The following is a 17903-nucleotide window of genomic DNA, read 5'->3' on the forward strand; positions in this document are numbered from 1 at the left end:
CAGTTAATTGCAATGGTTCTGCTATCAATTATACCTTCTTTGAAGCTGATGTTGATGGTTATAAATCAGAAGTTACTAACAGCACTCTCTACAACTGGACTATCATTAACACTCATGTCCCTGAACTTACTGAAGTTAACGTGACAAAAGTCTGGATTGATTTCAATGACACTGATGGCATAAGGCCTGTCAGTGTGACAGTCATGTTGTATGCCAATGGCAAAAACATCAGAAACGATACCTTGAACAAATCCAATGACTGGAAATTAACCTTCAAGGATTTGGATAAGTATGAAAATGGTGTTTTAATCAATTATACCATAAAGGAATTGGCAGTAGAGGGATATAATACTACAATTCATAACAATACATATGAATTTACCATTGTAAACTCCCACATTCGTCCTAATATGACTGTAGAGAAAATCTCACTGAACAAGACAGTTCTCCGAGGCGACAACACAGAATTCATAATTGTTGTCACCAACACAGGTAACTGCAATCTGACAAATGTTAAAGTTACTGAAATCTTCAACGATAATGAGTTAAGATATATTAATCATACCAACAAAGAATCTTGGACTAAATCCGGCAACGTTTTCAATTATATTCATGCTTTAGAGCCTAATGCAAGTGCTAACTTCACTATAACTTTCAAAACTTTAGTGAACGGTACCTTAATCAATAAAGTAAATGCATCCTCTAATGAAACTGATAACAAAACCGGTAACAATACAACTGATGTAAAACCAGTTTGTGATTTGGAAATCACCAAACTTGTAAATGCTTCCGAAGTATTCGTTAATGACATGGTTGAATGGAGTATCATTGTCAAGAACAATGGTCCTAATACAGCTGAAAATGTTATTGTAAGAGACACCTTACCTGATAATGTAGAATTCAGTGTTCCAGAAAACTGTAAGGTTGAAGGCAATACTCTAATTTGGAATATTGGCGAAGTGCGTCCAAACGAGTCAGTATCCCTTGTTATAGTTACTAAGCTTTTAGCTGAAGGTCAATTCGATAATTTCGTATCCGTTAACACTACTACCAATGAATCTGATTATACCGACAATGAAGCGAATAATACTACTGTTGCAAACCCGATTTGTGATTTGATCATTAATAAGACTGTTAATGCTTCATCTATCGACGTTGGAGACAGCGTTGAGTGGACTATTAGCGTTATTAATGCGGGTCCTTCCACTGCACGGGATGTTAAAGTTAAAGATACCCTACCAGCAGGGGCTTTAATTTTAAGCGCAAATCCAAGTGCAGGTAGTTTCGATAAGGATACTAGGGTTTGGGAGATAGGCAGCCTGGCTGCAAATGAACCTGTTTCCCTTATTTTAGTAACTCAAATCCTGACCGAAGGAGACATTACAAATGTGGCTGTTGTCAACACCAGTACTTATGAGCCGAATAGGACAAACAACGAAGCGAACAACACTACTATTGCAAACCCGATTTGCGACTTGGAAATAGTAAAACTTGTAAACGCTTCCTGTGTATATGAAAATGAATTGGTGGAATGGACTGTAAGTGTTGAAAACAAGGGTCCTTGTGTTGCACACGACGTTATTGTAACTGACGCTTTACCTGAAGGTCTTAAGTTAATTGATTCAACTCCATCCGTTGGAACTTACAGCAATGGAATTTGGACAATTGGAACTTTGGAAAAAGATGCTACAGTTTCCTTGGTTTTAATTACTAAAGCTGCAATAGCAGGTAACATTACTAATATTGCATCTGTAAACAGCACCACTCCTGACAGGAACACATCCAATAATGTTGCTAACAATACAACCGAAGTAATTCCAGTTTGCGATTTGGAAATTGCTAAATTGGTCAGCTCATCCGATGTAAACATTACCGACTTTGTTGAATGGACAATTAGGGTTGCAAACAAAGGTCCAAGCACAGCAAAAGATGTTACTGTTACTGAAAACTTGCCTGATGGCCTTAAACTAATCAACGCAACTCCATCCGTTGGAAGTTACGCTGACGGTATTTGGACTATCGGTGATTTAGAAAAAGATCAAGTTGTATATTTAGTATTGGAAACTCAAGTCGTAAAAGACGGCAGGATTACTAACATTGTTGTCGTAAACTCTACAACTCCAGACAAGAACACAACCAACAACAAGGCTAATAACACTACCAATGTAAAACCTGTTTGTGATTTGGAAATCATAAAACTTGTAAGCGCGAAAAAGGCATACGTTGGTGAAGAGCTAACATGGACCATTAAGGTTATAAACCATGGTCCTAGCGCAGCTTCAGACGTTAAGGTTTCAGAAGACATTCCTGATTCCTTAAGATTCATCAATGCAATTGCCACTAAAGGCAAATACAATGCAGATACTCAGGTATGGACTATCGGCAAACTGGCAAGCGGTTCAAGCGAAACACTTCAGATAGTGACCAAAGTGTTGAGTGTTGGAAACATTACAAACCCGGTAGAAGTCACCACTTCAACTCCGGATTCCAACAAGACCAACAACAGGGCAAACAACACTACTGAAGGAATTCCTATTGTCGATTTGGCAGTCTTCAAATATGCCGATAAAGAGGCATATCACGTAGGCGATAAGATCGAATGGCAAATAACCGTTATCAATTATGGTCCATGTGATGCGCACGGCGTTGTCGCATCCGATGTATTGCCTGATGGCGTAAAGTTCATCAGCTTCAAGGCATCCAAAGGATCATACGATTCATCTACCGGAAGATGGGACATCGGTAACCTGACCGATGGCGAATCCGCTACATTGTACATATACTGTGTAGCCCTCGTCGAAGGCATGATTACCAATGAGGTCAACGTCACATGCAATGAAACCGACAGCAATCCGTCAAACAACTTTGACAACTGCACTGTCGAGGTCATTAAAAATGAAACCGAACCTCCAGTACATCCTGAAAAACCTCCGGTAACTATGAAAGAGACTGGTAATCCTTTAGCATATCTCGTAATGGCTTTAGTTGTCATTTTCGGTAGTTTATGGTCTGAAAACAGGAAAGAATAATAGAAACAAGAAAATTAACTAGATTTCAAATCTAGTTAATATTTTTTCTTTTTTTTTACTTTTTTTTATTTATTAAAGACAATTTTTTACGCATATATTAATCATAAGTATCTTTCTTTTTTACATCAAATTGCTTTTAAACTGTAAAATTGTTCTCATTTAAAACTGACTATTTTTTATATGGGTTTTGATAAATACTTATTTGTAGGTATAAATATTGTATTCATCTTAAAATGTTGTATAGACTTATTTAGAAAGTTTTTTTAATGATAAAGCCCATAATATATTTTGTTAAGTTAAAATATGCTTGACAGGAGATTATCATGAAAAAAGAAGTCAATTTTGATGAGAAATTCAAAGCTCTTGGTGAGTATTATAATATTGAATCCCCAATGGAGATCAGAAAACAGATAGAAAAGAATGAAAATATCTTCATTTTCCTGGATGAGATAAAACCATATCTTGAAAAATCGTTTAGTGAAGCGAAATTTAATCTCCAAATGAATTTTGAACCTGAAACAGATAATAGATTTATTATTCTGAGATTGGATGTTTCTGAGGATCGATTTAACAATGGAATCTGTGATGAAATTAATTCTTTGGAATTTGAGATTTGGGATTTGGAAAAAAAGCTTAATGTTCGTGATGTATTGATTTTACCGGGGATTTCAAATGTATGACTTCAGAAAGGTTTGTGGTGTTGCCAATTATTTGGCTCAAGTAAAGAGTGAATAATATATTCGTTCTGCAATAAGCCGATATTATTATTCTCTTTTCGGTTGCACAAGACTTTATCTGTTGTTAATTATGCATGAATACGAATTTGAAAAGGGAAATGATGTTCACACAAGAATTTGCGATAGATTGAAAAAATCAGATGATTTGACAGAACACTCTTTAGGAAAGCGTTTAGAAAAATTGAGGGAATTAAGAAACCTTGCAGATTATGATTGGAATAAAAAGGACAAGGATTTCTTTTGTAGAAATTTAAACTATATTAAAGAGGAATCCGAAAAGGGTATGGAACAGCTTGATGCGCTTAAAAACTCACCGCCATATGAATTATAATATTTTTTTTTAAATCATTGAAAATTACATGCATGTTGCAATTTTGATTCAATCGCGAAAAGCAAACAATAATCTTTTTATCTAATCCGATTTTAATATATTAACGATGATTTCAGATGATGTGGTTGAAAACCTTTTGGATGAGGGCATTGGTTTTTTAGAATCTAAAAGTTATGCAAAGGCAATCGAATGCTTTGATGAAGTTCTCTTCTATGATCCCCAATGTGGCGAGGCATTAATCAGCAAATCGCATGCCCTTTATGGCCAGAGACATTTCGTCAAGGCATTAAGGTATTATAGGCGTGCCGTTAAGGCGAATGATGATTTGAGTGATGTCGAATATCACAGACTTCTTCTGGCAAAGTCCAGTGAGGAAAGGGACAGTTTTCCAAAACTTAAACGAAACATCTATGCAGGCGACGAGCACTTCGCCAGGGGCGAATATGAAAAGGCGTTGAAAAATTACAAAAAGGCGCTGGCCAATCCATCTAAACTTAAGGAAAAGATTCTTTTCAAGCTGCTCAACAAAAAAGCTTCAACACACCTTAAATTAAATGACTTTGAAAGAGCACTCTTATGTTTTAATGAATCGTTGAATGCATTAAACAATGACTATGCATGGTATGGCAAAGGGTTGTGCGAATATGAGCTGGGCCTCGATGGCGCATGCGAAAGCCTGGGCCATGCAGTGAAGCTGACCAAAGCCCAATTGCTTGAGAAGGGATTGATTTTGAATGAGCTTGGTTGCTTCGAAAAGGCATTGGAGACATTCGAATTCCTGCTGGAAAACCACTTTCGCGAGGATGAAACCTACATCAAGGCCCTGAACGGCAGGGAACTTGCAGCGAAAAATCTGGTCTGATTGAAAAATTTATATCTCTCAAAAATATACCTATAACCATGAAGTTTTCAGGATTCATGAATGTATACATGCTCGATGACATGAGCTGGGAGTATCAGTTCGCCGAAAGGTCACTCAATGCATCAACGCTTAAGGAGCTTGAAGTCCTCGTAAGCCTCTACGGACTGAAGTGGAAGGTTCTCGACAAGGATCTGGCCCAGGAATCACTTGAGTTGGACAAGAATAATGTGACCGGCTTTTTGAATGTGTACAGAAAAGGTGATTTCTGGCATTATAGGGGGTCTGACTTGAAATCCCACAGCCTTGAAGTGCTGAAAAAGAAAGTTCTTGCTGAAAACCTTGAATGGAAGGAGACCGATAAGAATCTCGCCTACAAGAACATGAAGCTCGACTCAAGGAAGTTCCAGAAATAGCATTTTGTAATATCTTAAACACAACATTTAAATAGGTTGTTAATATACTATTATTAGGATGTGTTATTATGGATGATGAAGCATTGAAGAAGTACGCATATGTAAGCATTTCATCTTACAGGTCAAAGGCCGTAAAATCTCTCAAAAACGAAGTCAAGATGCCGACGGAAATTGCGGCCGATACAGGAATCAGAAAGAACCACATTTCAAAGGTATTGCGCGAGCTCAAGGATTCAGGCGTTGCAGAGTGTATAAACGAGGATGCAAAAAGGGGAAGGCTATACCGTTTGACTGATGTCGGCGAGGACATTGCCGATTTCATGGACTGAAATGTCTTATTTTATTGAATAAAGCAAAAGTTGTCTCACTTTGTAAAATTGAAGCCAAAAACAACTGCCTGATTTATAAATCATGAAATCTAATTTAAGATTATGATATCAAATTCGGCATTTAAAAAAATTATTAATTTAAAGAATCATTTTCCTAAAATTGACAATAGGGGCGCATTGCTGATTCCAGCAGGCCTGAAGCTGAAGGACTTGGACTTCATGAAATATCGCCACCTGCCTGTAAACTGGCAAATTAGTGCAGTAACCGAAGATGACTTGCCGGAGGAATTTTCGCCAAAGGCGGTGAAACTGGTTGATCTCTTTAGAAGGAAAACTATTGGTCTGGATAATGAGGCAATGTTGATTTTTGATTATACGACCGGAGAGCTTATCTATAATTTGGATTATTGAATCTAAAGAATCAATGCCTCCAAATGAAATAATGGACATTAAAGATAGGATTCGGGAATTGTATGATTATTCCTGCGAAATTTCTGAATCAGAGCATATTGGTGAAAAAGATATTATTCAACGATGCGATGAATTATATGGCAACTTATTGTTGAAGTATATTAAAAATCATCATTCAAATATCAGATTGACGAAAAAGGATTTATGATAATATGGTTATTCTTATAAGAACAGCTTATCCGCGAAAAGTTGATTATGAACGCATTTCCGATGTCAGGCAACGGCTGAAAAAGGAAAATGCCACCTCAAAGGAAAAGATTGAAGAGATTTTCTCAGAAATTGGAGTTGAATTTGATTTGAATGAAGTATGATGTAACAAAATTAAGCAGAAAGTATGTGTTCCACATACCGCTTTACAGATATGAAGAAAATGGCCTTGTTCCCATAGGCATTGATGGCCTTCTGGATGAACTAATCAGCGAATTTTCTAAAAGTGGATTTGAAAATTTCTATTTTTTAAAGGCAAAGGCCCACTACAAGTCCAGATGCTTTGATGAGCTTTTGCTTGTGATGTTTGCCGAATCAGCGGAGCCCGAGGCAATCTTCAGGAAATGGTTTAAAAAGGGCAATGATGTCCTGGGCCAGGAGGCCTTCGCATGGGAATGCGGAAATTCCCTTTTTGTCGAGGATTTAATCTAGATTGTCAGTTTATGGAAATTCCATACAATTCTATTTTTAAAAAAAAAGTGGCATCTCGGGCTGAGCCCTCAAGATGCAATCAAAAAATCACCTTGCGAATATCTCTTCGGTGGTGTAGCATCCGTCATCCCTTTTGATTGATTTTTCAATTTGGTACTGGATGACCTTGTTCATGTTCTCGTCGTCAAAGAAGATGTCCCTGTATTCGCGAATCATTTCGTCGAACTGTCCTGTCCTTCTCATGAAGTCGGCCTTCATCAAAAGGATGGTGTCCCTGTTTTCATATCCGGCTTCAATAAGCCTGTCTGCCACTTCAATTGCTAATCTTCTGATGTCTGAAGCCAACGGGTCTTGGGCATCGTCGCATTTCCACATGCAGTTGTGCAGACGGCGGAATGACCGCTCCAAATCGTTTTTCTCATTGGCTATAAGATGGCCTCTGTAGAACCTTGCAGCCAGATCCAATTTGAAGTCAAGACCGCTGCAGTTCATGTATTCGTCGCTTTTAAGGAACTCCTCTGGAATCCCAAGCTCGTCTTCCAGATTTCCGGCCACGTATCCGCAGTTAGGACATTCCTGAATCCATGCATTCATTGTTGACCTTTGCATTTCAGGAGGCCTCAGGTCCAAATCGGGATAGCCCCAGGAGTTTGTGCTCATCAAGGCAGGCTGCTCTGAGGTCTTCCCGCAGACGCTGCATTTCACTTCAATGTCTATTATCTGTGTCATGATTTTTCACCTTTCCGTATATATGATGTGGCCAACCTGTATATAAAGTTTCTTCAATATGTTAAATGCAAGACTTTATATATTAGTTATGTATAAGATAGTATTATGGTGTGTATTATTGCATGCCTGCAATGTAAAAATGGCCGGTAGATGAATTGTATTGTTCATTGAAAATCGCCTCTATTTTGACTTTTTGGGATTGCTTTTTGGGGAAAATCATTATCGGCCGCCTTTACATTAAAATCTATTTTTTTTTGAATTGCAGAGGGGGCAATGTTTAAATTCAAGAAACCTTAAAATAAGAATTGTGAAATTCAGAAGGTGATAGAATGCCGATGTGTCCAAACTGCGGAGGATGGGTCAGCGAAGGTTCGTCGACCTGCAGCTGCGGAACTCCAGTGGGCGACTTTTCCAGTGTTCCGGATGAGGTCGACAAAGAAGAAATCAAAAGGGAAGTGCGCGATGAGATAATTGGGAATATGGTCACAAGGCGCACCAAGGAAGCGGAGCGCTTGGCCGAAATGGGAAGATATGGCGAAGCCATTGAAAAGTATGAGGATGCCCTTGACGTCAAATATTCCTCCCGAATCGTTCGAGAGATTGGGCACCTGCATTTCAAGATGGGGGAATACGAAAAGGCATTGGAAAGCTACGATTCCATCAATGACAGAAGTAATGTTGCATTGGCATTGATTGAGCTTGGACGATGCGATGAGGCAATCGATGCATTTGAAAAGCTTATCGAAGAAGCCGACAGCAAATTCCCAACTCCCGATTTCAATCAGGACAGGGCCGATGACGAGGGATATGTTGATAGGTATAGGGAAAGATACCAGGACAGTGAAGAAAGGAAGTTCTCATATCTGGCCCGCACCTACAATGACCTTGGATGGGCCTACAATAAGATGGGGGACTATGACAAGGCCATCAAATGCTATGAGAAGGGAATAGGTTATGACCAGAACTTTGCAGGAAACTGGAACTGCAAGGCAATAGCCCTCGACAGCCTGGGCAAGTATGACGAAGCGCTGAAGTTCTATGACATAGCATTGACGATTGATGTCGCAGACAAGATTATACTGAAGAACAGGGAGGAATGTCTGAAAAGCTATGGTAGGGCATACCTTTCAGGGAAGTATCCGGTTAAAAGCGAGTACCTTGAAGAGGCATTGGAGCTTGCCGGTGAAGAATCCGACAGCGTTGATTTGGAAACGGAAACTATCAAAAGGCCGGCCGTCAAAACGGGACCAAATTTCGGCCAGCAGGCCAAAATATTAAATGAAATAGGAAGGGAAAACCTGATTACCATTGCCGGAACCTACTATCATGGCAGTCATGTATTCCAGAAGGGAATGACGCTTAAGCTTGTAAGGGAAGAGGACAACCCTCATGACAGGGATGCTATTGCAGTCTATCGGGACAATGACAAGGTGGGATATGTTGCAAACAGCGACAGCACCTGCTGCGGCATGACTTCAAGGGCAAGCGACATCCGGATTGATGAGATGGCCTTTGCGGAATACTTGTTTTATTATATCGACACGTATCATGTTGCCAAAATCATATGGTGATTGCTGGTTATTTGATTATTAAAAAAATGTTTAAATATTCTATGGATAAATTTTCAAAAAACAGTAAAATTTAATGTCTATTGCAGGCATCTGCCTACAATACCCATTTGACATCAAATTTGATTTTCCTCCGGAGGTTACCTCCTGAGAGATAACTCTCTTGTATAAGCCATTTATGGAATGTTGTATATAAACTTAATTATTTTTTTAAAAATGGACAATTGAATAGTGTCTTTCTAGGAAAAAAGGCCTCACAAGAACAAATGGGAGTTCTTTAAAAGTCCATCATTGAAATTGATTTTTTCAATTGTCCGGGGTTGGAGGTGTTCTGGAGTTATCTTGCTCTTGTGATCAATTGGAGTTTCAATAGTCTCAATATCTGAACAATATTAAAACAATATGTTCCAATCAGGAGCATTACTAACTCCAAACGTTTCACCTCCGGAGGAAAAAAATAGAGGACACCATAAAATTATTTTAATGGTTCCGGTTGTGGAATAAACACCCTTCAACATGCTTATCATCCTCCATTTTTAGAAATTTTCCCGAGACCTTTTCCAATAAAATTATATTTAAATGGATATTTAAGGCTTGTTGAAGTCATTTTGTAAAATTGAAGTCAGAATAATTGTTATTTAAGTATTTCGGTTGTTAAATTGAATATTTTTTTTTAAAAATTTTCAGTTAATTATATTATGAGTCAGCATCTAAACTATTCCTATAAAGATTTAAGGTGAAACTTTGAACATTTTCGGAAGGCAAATCAACAAGGCTCGCGCAAGATGGATGGCATTACAGATTCTCATTATAATCGACGTTATCCTGATTGTGATATCCATGTTTTTTGCACTGCCGGCTGATTTTGATCAATATTTCCATATATTTGACTTTTGCCTGTGTATCGTTCTTATGTTCGAATGGGGCTACAGGTTCTACATTTCCAAACCCAAAAAAATATTTCTAAGTCAGAGAAGCAATATCATAGACCTGATTGCATCAATTCCATTCGATGTTATTCTACCGCTTCTCTTTCCGCAGGCAGGACTTCTGAAATACTTGAAGATTTTAAGGCTGCTGCGTGTCGTCGCCCTGATTGAAAGGTTCTTCCATGGAATCCATCGCTTCATCGACAAGACCTATCTGGATAAGATCATATCCGGAGTGTTAGTTATCATCGTTCTTTTTACCCTCCTGATGTACTTCTACGGTCCAAGCTACGGGCTTTTCGATGATTTCTATTTTGTAGTCGTGACATTGACGACTGTAGGATATGGGGATGTGACTCCGCATACCCACAATGAAAAGATAATTACGATGTTTTTAATCATCATCGGCGTATTTGTCTTCTCCACAATCACAGCTGCAATCTCATCATATCTGACAGACAGGCTCTTGGATGACGAGCAAAAGGATATCACCAATATCGTTGAGGAGAATGTAAGGCCAATCAATGATGAGTTGGCTGAAATCAAAAAGGAGCTTGAAGTTACCCATAAGGAGAACCGGGAGCTTAAGGATGAGATCCGAGAGCTAAAAGACCTTATTAATAAAAAGGAGTGAACATAATCAAAAGGATAGATGGATAAATTAATTAAATAATTTATCTGAATTTAATCCTTTTAGTCTTTCTTAATTTTCTATTTGTCCGATTTCGGCAAATCCCTAAGTTTGAGCTTGCCTGTCAACGGTGCCATCAGGATTTTGCCTGTGCCTCTGTAAACGTTGACCAGGCCTTCGCCTGAAACGGCTGAACCTACAAATGATTTGCCGGACTTTTCAACGGTCAGCTCCAGTGTGCTGGTCCATGCAATTGCCATTGGCCCGTCGATTGAAACGGTATCGTTTTCCAGTTCAAGGATTATCAGCTCCTTATATGGGATTTTTGATTCAAGGCATACCCGACCATTTCCATGCAGTACTGTATTGAACAGGCCTTCTGATGCAGCTATGGCACTGGAAAAGTTTGTTCTTCTTTTGACTGACAGCTCTACTGATTTCTCGGCTGCCAAAAACAGGCCGTCATCAATCATAAGGTTGTTGTTCCAGTCTTTCAAATCCAAAAGGATGAGATGCTTGTAGGTCTGTTCGGTTACAAGATATCCGTTTCCGCTATACTCCGGCTTGACGGTTGTCTCTCCGGTAACCGAGGACTTCAGGAATTTCTTTCCAAAGTCTCCTATTCCTTTTATTCCTGAGGAGAGTTTGTTGGAGCCGCTCATCCACTGCATGGCTCCGGCCTGAAGGTAGACTCCTGAAGTTTTGCTCAAATCGACTACCAGCTGCCTAGGCCTTACATTCATCTTGCTTGAATAGTATTTCATTATTGCTTCGCTTGGAGTGACGCTCAGGTCCTTTTCGTATTCGATGATTCTGAATGGGCCCTGTTCATCCAGTACCTTGATGTTGTCGTTTTCGCCAATGAAATTTCTGATTTTAACGCTGCCGCCTGTTTTAGGGGCAGGGCTACTTAGATTTGTTCCGCATTCGCTGCAGAATTCTGAATCGTCATCCAGCTCTGTACCGCAGTTTGAACAATATTTAACCATATTCGCCACCTTTTTTATATAAAATCGCTTTTTGGTCTTGCTTCAATTCCTAATTTATCATACATCCTTCGTGTCGTTGGATTTGACTCAATTGCCAGATATTTATCTGGATTATCTCCATGCATTGGAATAACTTCATTTTCCATCCAATATTTTTTCAATACTGGCGGTTGACGTCCAAAGTTCCAATAGGATTCGTTAGGCTCAAAACCAGTTTTTTCTTTAATATCTCTTAAAATTTTATATGAACGATTATAAGGGCTTGCTGTAATTAAAATAACATAATTGTCTTTAATTAAGTCAATCAAATCGGTTTCATATTGTTGTGATTTAATCTTTTTATCTAAAGGATAATTTTTTATTTCTTTGGAGTTTGCTATTAATGTGTAGTTTAAATCAAGGAGTATTATTTTGTCTTTTGGAATTTCCAATTTATCTTCACTGATTGTTTCTTCCTCGTCACTTTCGATTAGTTTAATGCCGCAAATGTAACAGTATTCATCATCCTTGTTATTAGCATTACCGCATACAGGACATGAATTCAACTCTAACACGATAGGGGCATGATCTGAACCTAGTTGGTCTTTTAGGATATATGAGTCAGTAAGCTTATTTTCAAAAGTTTTTGAAACCAAAAAATAGTCTAACCTTAATCCTTTATTTTCTTCTCTAAACCCTTTTCTATTTGACCACCATGTGAAATTATCTCCATCCTGATTAAACTTTCTAAATGCATCAACATATTTTGTTAATATTTCTTTAAACCATTCTTGCTCTTCAGGCATAAAACCTGATTTATTTTTCATAAGTTCAGGTCTTTTAGCATCAATTTCTCCTGCGATTCTATTAAAATCACCACAAATTATCGCTGGCTTATTTGATTTTTTAAAATATTCCGTAAATTCATCATAGAACCTATATTTACGTTTCAGTTTCTCTTTATCTTTAGCACCGGAAGGCACATAAACATTGTATAAATTAAAATTTTCAAATTCCAATCTTATTACTCTGCCTTCTGAATCGAATTCTTTGTCTCCTAAACCAAACTTATGGGAAATTGGTTCTATTTTTGTATAAACTGCAGTTCCGTAATGATTTGATGTTTCAGATGAAGGAAAACCATAAAGGTCATATCCTTCAAGTTCTGGAATTTCAGCGGTTTTTACTTCCTGGATACATATTATATCAGGGGTTTCTTCTTCAATCAGTTGGTTTAGATAACCATTTTCATATGTGGGATTTATTCCATTTACATTCCATGAGATAATTTTCATTTCATCACCCAATTTTTCTTAACATATTGTTTTTTTATGTTGTTGATTCTCTTTTAGCATCATGTTCTATAATATGTGAGTTTACATTTCTTTGCTTTGATAATAATGAACTTAATGTCTCTTGTCCAACAAAGGTATTTTCAGTCGATTTAAATCATTTGACTATTCATCTGAATGATTGTCATCTTCTTCAGTCCAAGAATTTGGGATATATACTGGTTTTCTAGGTTTTTGTTGAGCTTCTTTGACGTATTTTTCAAAAATTTCTGGATTTTTCTCTTCATGCCTTTCAACATACTCATTGCATGTCCAACAGAGAGGTTTGGCAGATTTGATGATGCTTTCAATTGATGAATAATCACTCACATTGTAAACTCTTAAACCTTTATCCTGACCACAAATGTTGCATTTTGTTTCATTTAAAGGCTTTAATTCACCATCTTCTACTGCTTTTTCAACAATTCCCTTTGAAAAATCTCTAATGTCCGCTGAAAAGCCATGATAGTCATCCAAAATTTTATCTCTTTCAGGTGTCCAATAATTTTTATTGTAAGTTGGCGGCAGAGGAATTTCTCTAATTTCCTCCAAATATTCTCTGAATTTTGGAGGATTTGTAATTTTAACACCATGAACTCTCGCATGGCATTTAAAACACATTGGCTGGGAATTTTCAACAATTTTTTCTGGAAGATAATTTTCCGTATGATAAACTCTAATTCCCTTATCCTGACCGCAAAAAACACATTTTGTTTCTTCCAAGGGTTTTAATTCACCATTTCGGATGGCTTCTTCTATTATATTTTCGCTGTCTTCTCTTTCTTTGCCAGTAAATCCATTATAATCTGCTAATGTCATCTTTATCGCCTGATTAAATATATATTAATAACATTATATATACTAAATTATATGAAACTCGTGACTTGGAATTGCAACGGAAAATTCACTGATTGTTTTAAAGAAATAATTAAAGAAAACGCCGACATTTATGTTATACAGGAATGTGAAGATCCAACTAACTCTACAAGTGAGGAATATAAAGAATTTGCATCAAATTACTATTGGATTGGAGATAACACAGATTACGGTTTAGGAATATTTGCTCGTGATGATGTTGAGATAGAATTAGTTGATTTGGATGATAATGGGCTTAGATATTTCATTCCAGTTAGAGTAAATGATGCTTTTAATCTTTTGGGGATTTGGACAAATCCTAATATGGAAGGAAGTAAGGTTATATATTATCCAAAAGAAATTACCAGTTATTATGAGTTGCATAAAGAAAGCGGATTTTTCAACAATGATGTTATTCTATGTGGCGATTTTAATTGTGATGTAAGACTACAAGACAAACGTCATGGCAAAAATGTTTATGAAATGATGGAAAAATTATCCGAAATTAATCTTGTTGATGTATATCATTATTTGAATGGTGAAAAACAAGGTCAAGAATCAATAGCAACATTTTATTGGCATAAGCATTTAGATGAACCATTTCACTTGGATCATGTATTTGCATCCCAAAATGCTGTTAAGAAATTAGAAATTGGTGATGTGAGTGAATGGTTGGAATTTAGTGACCATATGCCAATGATTTTTGAGATTTAAGAAATGAATTTAATTGCATACATAATTAAAAATGTTTAATTTAAAAATAGTATCAATATTTCCTATAGGTGAATAAGGATGGCAAAAGAAATTAAAATATGCAACAATTGCGGCAGTAAAGTTAACAAGGCCTATGTCAAATGCCCCCGCTGCGGTTCTCATTCACTTATAATGTCCACAGACAATAAATTGGTCAAATTGAAAGCATGGAAGATATGCGACAACTGCGGCGAGAACGTCGAAGCGTATTATGCAGTCTGTCCTTACTGCAACTCCACATCATTGACGATTAAGGAATCATCCGAGCTTCCCTACTTCTCTCCATTAAGGTCCGTTAAGCTGAGCAACACTCCAGGGGAGTTTAAAATCTGTCCAAGCTGCGGCAGGCAAATAGGCACTGAAGTTTTCAAATGCCCATTTTGCCATAATTTCGCTTATGAAAAGATTTCAGAGATGGAAAATCAAAATGAAATCGTTGAAAGGAAAGATTATGCTCTTGCAGAAAATATAAAGCACAGGCTGTTCTTTAGAAAATATGATGGGGCTGTTTATGTTTTCTCAAGATCAAAATTCCTCACGGTACTTGTCTTTGTTCTGCTTTTCATCTGCTCTGTTCCGTATTCAACCAATTTTCTCTCATCAATACTCGTTTCCTTTATGCTGGCCTTGCCGGTTTATCTTTTAGGGCTTTTGGGTCATTACCTTTATGAAACTGAAACCGCACGATATATCAGAATCAGAAATAGGGATGACAATCTCCTTAGGAATATTGTCCATTTCCTGTTCTATTGGCACGATGAGGAGACAAATGCCTACGCCCTATCCAAAACAAAGATAATCTCGCTTTTGATTTATGTACTGGCTATAGTGTCTTTGGCAGTGGATACCCCAAGCCTTCTGGCTTGCTTGATATTGGGTCTTTTTGCATTTATTCCGATATTTCTTATAGGTTCCTATCTGCATTTCACATATCCCAGTGAAAGATCGAAAGTTCAAAAGGAGGTCAAGCCGCAAATCGATTCCCAGAAGGAATCCAAACCGAAAGCTATTCCTAAAAAGGAGGTTAAGCCTCAAATTGCTCCAAAAAGAGAAGTCAAACACAAAGCAAAACCCAGCCCTAAAAAATCGGTTTACAGCAGCTATGAAGTCCAGAGTGATAAGTTGAAATCCGAATTTGACCTCAAGGAGAAAAACATTAGGATGCTCATTGATAAGCGTTTCCCTGCCCCGCAGATAACCAACGACAAGTTCAATGCAGTCGTCGATGAATGCGGAGAAGTCTTCAATCATAGGGTTGATGTCATCAGGACAATGATTGACTCATCCACCGAGTACTCAGAAAAGCTTGAAGGGGAAATCCAGTCCAACATTTTAATTTTAAAAGAGATAAACAGTAAATTGGACACATTAAGCGATGAGCTATTAATCAACATTTCGGAAACCAAAAGCGATGATGTCCAAGATCTTCTGGAAGAGATTGACAGGCTGACCGATTCCATCAAGGATTATAATAATTAATTCCTGTTTCTTTTAGTAATCTATTTTAATTGTCAAAGCTAATATATTAACACAGTTATTGGTGTATTTTTTATGGGATTGGGCAACATTTTTAAAAGAGCAAAAGGAGGATATTTCTTCTCAAACGACTTTTACAATCTAGCAAATTGTTTGGATTTGAGTGATGATGACATTAAGGATTTAAAACGAAAATCCACTGATAACTTAGATGAGATTGTTCTTTTAATCTATGATAAGATTTATCAAAGTCCAAGCAAAGAATTTGCTTTTTATGGTGAATTACTTGATGATTTTGATGAATATTACTATTACGCATATATAATTGATGAAGACAGATGGGAAGATATCAATAACAAAATAACTGCCGAGATTGAAATCGGAAAGATAAATAGTTTCTATTATTTGGATAAATCTTTTTTCAGCTCATTTGAACGTGACAAGGTTTGGATAGCGGGTGCAGTTATCCTAATGAGAATTTTAAATTATTTAATTAATGATTATAATTTATGCGATTCAGAGCGCAAATTTATTTTCAAAGAAATGATCAATATCCATAGAAACAATCCTCTGCAGTTCAAAGCAATTAAAGATGATTTCAAGGAGTGTGTTGAGCAGTTATCCCGCAAACCATTAATCCAATTAAAGGATTATTCTGGCGTTGACCAATTTCTCTCTTATTTTATTGTTGATACCAAACTGTTTTATTTTGTTGATAATATGATGTTTAATGATTCACCAGTCGATGATTTTGATTTCAAGTATCTATTCGTATCTCCAAAGAGAATAAATGGTGAAAATTATTATATTATTATGAATTCCTGTTTTTCTGATGGATATGGCGATTTTAGTTTAAGAATCAGGGATGATTTTACAAAGTACTATCTGATACATGAAGACCTGCTGGATGATTCTTTTGCTATGAGAATCGATTATAGTGAAGAAGCGGCTGAAGAATATAATGATTATAGGGATTACACATTTTTTGAACTTGAATTTGATTCGATTAGGTATTCATCAAAAGATCATGATTACTTTAAGATTAATACCCATGTTGTTCCGGATGACAATGTGGAAATTATCTGTCTGGATCCTTTAGATAAAAGAGAAAATGGATGTGAAGTCGAACCACAATGCTATGATTCAGATGACCTGAAGGAAGTGATTTTGCAAAAGCCATTTTCTAAAGAATATTTGGAAATACTCTCACTTCTTGACTTTAAATTGAGCTATGCTTCCCAAATTCAGAAGCTGGTTGAAAAAGACGATACTAAAGAAGATATTTATTTTTACTTCAACAGGAAAATCCAACAGATTGAAAATGTCACTCGAGATATTTTGCCTAAGGATGAATTAAAGAGTCTTCTATTTTATTATGAGATTAAAACAATAATCCTGCATTGTGAGGGCAACTGGGATGAAATCAAAAAGGACTTTGAAGAGAAAATCGATTCCAAAAGGATATTGTCCGCATATGACTTGAGTTTCGATTATGGAAATCAGCCTCTAGTTAAAGGAGGCGCTCTTAAAAGGTTTAAAGCGAATATACTGCAGGCTGAAATCAATTCTTTAATCGAATTTAGGGAAGTCGATAAGGAATGCGGTTTGAAACTTGCCTATTACTTGAGAGATTTGGACATATATTCAAATGACTTGTATAAATACTTTGACAGGAATTTGAATGAAGATTATAATCCTATGCCGCAGTCACTTGCAGAGGCGATTGATTATCTGGTTGTTAATACTTCACGGGGATTTATTGATGCAATCTATGAGAGGGATAAAAGGGAAACAGGCAGTTTGCATTTCTCGTTGGGAATGTGGATTAGAAATGAGTTCGGATTGAATGGCC

19 protein-coding genes are annotated in these 17903 nt (G+C 37.0%); 15 read left to right on the forward strand and 4 right to left on the reverse strand.

From position 1 onward, the window contains the following. The 10 genes from ACJMLD_RS00545 to ACJMLD_RS00590 all read left to right on the forward strand — a co-directional run. A partial coding sequence (locus tag ACJMLD_RS00545; RefSeq protein ID WP_405266951.1) for a Cna B-type domain-containing protein occupies nt 1-3029 on the forward strand: 3029 nt, incomplete at its 5' end. 323 nt (nt 3030-3352) lie between these two features. Beyond that, complete coding sequence (locus ACJMLD_RS00550; RefSeq protein WP_405266953.1) at nt 3353-3709, forward strand: hypothetical protein; 357 nt, start codon at nt 3353-3355, stop codon at nt 3707-3709. A 127-nt stretch (nt 3710-3836) separates the two neighbouring features. Next, the gene (locus ACJMLD_RS00555; protein WP_405266955.1) at nt 3837-4097 is read left to right on the forward strand and encodes a hypothetical protein; all 261 of its coding nucleotides are present in this window, start codon (nt 3837-3839) and stop codon (nt 4095-4097) included. 106 nt (nt 4098-4203) lie between these two features. Further along, the gene (locus tag ACJMLD_RS00560; RefSeq protein ID WP_405266957.1) at nt 4204-4959 is read left to right on the forward strand and encodes a tetratricopeptide repeat protein; all 756 of its coding nucleotides are present in this window, start codon (nt 4204-4206) and stop codon (nt 4957-4959) included. A 38-nt stretch (nt 4960-4997) separates the two neighbouring features. After that, nucleotides 4998-5372, forward strand: a complete 375-nt coding sequence (locus tag ACJMLD_RS00565; RefSeq protein WP_405266959.1) for a hypothetical protein — start codon at nt 4998-5000, stop codon at nt 5370-5372. Between the two features lie 68 nt (nt 5373-5440). Continuing rightward, nucleotides 5441-5701: a transcriptional regulator gene (locus tag ACJMLD_RS00570; RefSeq protein WP_405266960.1), complete on the forward strand. Its 261-nt coding sequence runs from the start codon at nt 5441-5443 to the stop codon at nt 5699-5701. Nucleotides 5702-5803: 102 nt separating this feature from the next. Next, complete coding sequence (locus tag ACJMLD_RS00575) at nt 5804-6112, forward strand: hypothetical protein (RefSeq protein ID WP_405266962.1); 309 nt, start codon at nt 5804-5806, stop codon at nt 6110-6112. A 13-nt stretch (nt 6113-6125) separates the two neighbouring features. Then, a complete protein-coding gene (locus tag ACJMLD_RS00580) occupies nt 6126-6320 on the forward strand; it encodes a hypothetical protein (protein ID WP_405266964.1) in 195 nt (64 codons plus the stop codon). Nucleotides 6321-6324: 4 nt separating this feature from the next. Further along, nucleotides 6325-6483, forward strand: coding sequence for a hypothetical protein (locus ACJMLD_RS00585; protein WP_405266966.1), 159 nt, complete (start codon nt 6325-6327; stop codon nt 6481-6483). Beyond that, nucleotides 6473-6811 carry a hypothetical protein gene (locus ACJMLD_RS00590; RefSeq protein WP_405266967.1) on the forward strand — a complete coding sequence of 113 codons (339 nt, stop codon included), beginning with the start codon at nt 6473-6475 and terminating at the stop codon, nt 6809-6811. The genes ACJMLD_RS00585 and ACJMLD_RS00590 overlap by 11 nt, the downstream gene beginning before the upstream one ends. Nucleotides 6812-6898: 87 nt before the next feature. Here the strand turns inward: ACJMLD_RS00590 and ACJMLD_RS00595 are convergent, their stop codons facing one another. Then, nucleotides 6899-7540 carry a hypothetical protein gene (locus ACJMLD_RS00595; RefSeq protein ID WP_405266969.1) on the reverse strand — a complete coding sequence of 214 codons (642 nt, stop codon included), beginning with the start codon at nt 7538-7540 and terminating at the stop codon, nt 6899-6901. Nucleotides 7541-7869: 329 nt separating this feature from the next. Here ACJMLD_RS00595 and ACJMLD_RS00600 point away from each other — a divergent pair, with 329 nt between their 5' ends. Next, nucleotides 7870-9111 (forward strand): tetratricopeptide repeat protein, encoded by a 1242-nt coding sequence (locus tag ACJMLD_RS00600; RefSeq protein ID WP_405266971.1) that lies wholly within the window; start codon nt 7870-7872, stop codon nt 9109-9111. Between the two features lie 741 nt (nt 9112-9852). Beyond that, the gene (locus tag ACJMLD_RS00605; protein WP_405266973.1) at nt 9853-10671 is read left to right on the forward strand and encodes an ion transporter; all 819 of its coding nucleotides are present in this window, start codon (nt 9853-9855) and stop codon (nt 10669-10671) included. A 77-nt stretch (nt 10672-10748) separates the two neighbouring features. Here ACJMLD_RS00605 and ACJMLD_RS00610 read toward each other — a convergent pair whose 3' ends face one another. The 3 genes from ACJMLD_RS00610 to ACJMLD_RS00620 all read right to left on the reverse strand — a co-directional run bounded on the left by ACJMLD_RS00610 (nt 10749) and on the right by ACJMLD_RS00620 (nt 13786). After that, the gene (locus tag ACJMLD_RS00610) at nt 10749-11657 is read right to left on the reverse strand and encodes an AIM24 family protein (RefSeq protein WP_405266975.1); all 909 of its coding nucleotides are present in this window, start codon (nt 11655-11657) and stop codon (nt 10749-10751) included. A gap of 14 nt (nt 11658-11671) precedes the next feature. After that, a complete protein-coding gene (locus tag ACJMLD_RS00615; protein ID WP_405266977.1) occupies nt 11672-12931 on the reverse strand; it encodes an exodeoxyribonuclease III in 1260 nt (419 codons plus the stop codon). Between the two features lie 162 nt (nt 12932-13093). Continuing rightward, nucleotides 13094-13786, reverse strand: coding sequence for a hypothetical protein (locus ACJMLD_RS00620; RefSeq protein ID WP_405266978.1), 693 nt, complete (start codon nt 13784-13786; stop codon nt 13094-13096). Between the two features lie 51 nt (nt 13787-13837). On the opposite strand from ACJMLD_RS00620, the gene ACJMLD_RS00625 reads away from it, so the two are divergent. The 3 genes from ACJMLD_RS00625 to ACJMLD_RS00635 all read left to right on the forward strand — a co-directional run. Further along, nucleotides 13838-14536 (forward strand): endonuclease/exonuclease/phosphatase family protein, encoded by a 699-nt coding sequence (locus ACJMLD_RS00625; protein WP_405266980.1) that lies wholly within the window; start codon nt 13838-13840, stop codon nt 14534-14536. A 78-nt stretch (nt 14537-14614) separates the two neighbouring features. Beyond that, nucleotides 14615-16054, forward strand: coding sequence for a hypothetical protein (locus ACJMLD_RS00630; RefSeq protein WP_405266982.1), 1440 nt, complete (start codon nt 14615-14617; stop codon nt 16052-16054). Nucleotides 16055-16126: 72 nt separating this feature from the next. After that, a partial coding sequence (locus ACJMLD_RS00635) for a DUF6794 domain-containing protein (RefSeq protein ID WP_405266984.1) occupies nt 16127-17903 on the forward strand: 1777 nt, incomplete at its 3' end.

Source organism: Methanobrevibacter sp. (assembly GCF_045112895.1).
GTDB lineage: Archaea > Methanobacteriota > Methanobacteria > Methanobacteriales > Methanobacteriaceae > Methanocatella.

Coding starts and splice junctions, on each gene's coding strand:
- ACJMLD_RS00620 (WP_405266978.1), bottom strand. CDS start 13,786: ATGACATTAGCAGATTATAATGGATTTACTGGCAAAGAAAGAGAAGAC.
- ACJMLD_RS00610 (WP_405266975.1), bottom strand. CDS start 11,657: ATGGTTAAATATTGTTCAAACTGCGGTACAGAGCTGGATGACGATTCA.
- ACJMLD_RS00570 (WP_405266960.1), top strand. CDS start 5,441: ATGGATGATGAAGCATTGAAGAAGTACGCATATGTAAGCATTTCATCT.
- ACJMLD_RS00600 (WP_405266971.1), top strand. CDS start 7,870: ATGCCGATGTGTCCAAACTGCGGAGGATGGGTCAGCGAAGGTTCGTCG.
- ACJMLD_RS00580 (WP_405266964.1), top strand. CDS start 6,126: ATGCCTCCAAATGAAATAATGGACATTAAAGATAGGATTCGGGAATTG.
- ACJMLD_RS00565 (WP_405266959.1), top strand. CDS start 4,998: ATGAAGTTTTCAGGATTCATGAATGTATACATGCTCGATGACATGAGC.
- ACJMLD_RS00590 (WP_405266967.1), top strand. CDS start 6,473: ATGAAGTATGATGTAACAAAATTAAGCAGAAAGTATGTGTTCCACATA.
- ACJMLD_RS00560 (WP_405266957.1), top strand. CDS start 4,204: ATGATTTCAGATGATGTGGTTGAAAACCTTTTGGATGAGGGCATTGGT.
- ACJMLD_RS00555 (WP_405266955.1), top strand. CDS start 3,837: ATGCATGAATACGAATTTGAAAAGGGAAATGATGTTCACACAAGAATT.
- ACJMLD_RS00595 (WP_405266969.1), bottom strand. CDS start 7,540: ATGACACAGATAATAGACATTGAAGTGAAATGCAGCGTCTGCGGGAAG.
- ACJMLD_RS00550 (WP_405266953.1), top strand. CDS start 3,353: ATGAAAAAAGAAGTCAATTTTGATGAGAAATTCAAAGCTCTTGGTGAG.
- ACJMLD_RS00575 (WP_405266962.1), top strand. CDS start 5,804: ATGATATCAAATTCGGCATTTAAAAAAATTATTAATTTAAAGAATCAT.
- ACJMLD_RS00625 (WP_405266980.1), top strand. CDS start 13,838: ATGAAACTCGTGACTTGGAATTGCAACGGAAAATTCACTGATTGTTTT.
- ACJMLD_RS00630 (WP_405266982.1), top strand. CDS start 14,615: ATGGCAAAAGAAATTAAAATATGCAACAATTGCGGCAGTAAAGTTAAC.
- ACJMLD_RS00615 (WP_405266977.1), bottom strand. CDS start 12,931: ATGAAAATTATCTCATGGAATGTAAATGGAATAAATCCCACATATGAA.
- ACJMLD_RS00585 (WP_405266966.1), top strand. CDS start 6,325: ATGGTTATTCTTATAAGAACAGCTTATCCGCGAAAAGTTGATTATGAA.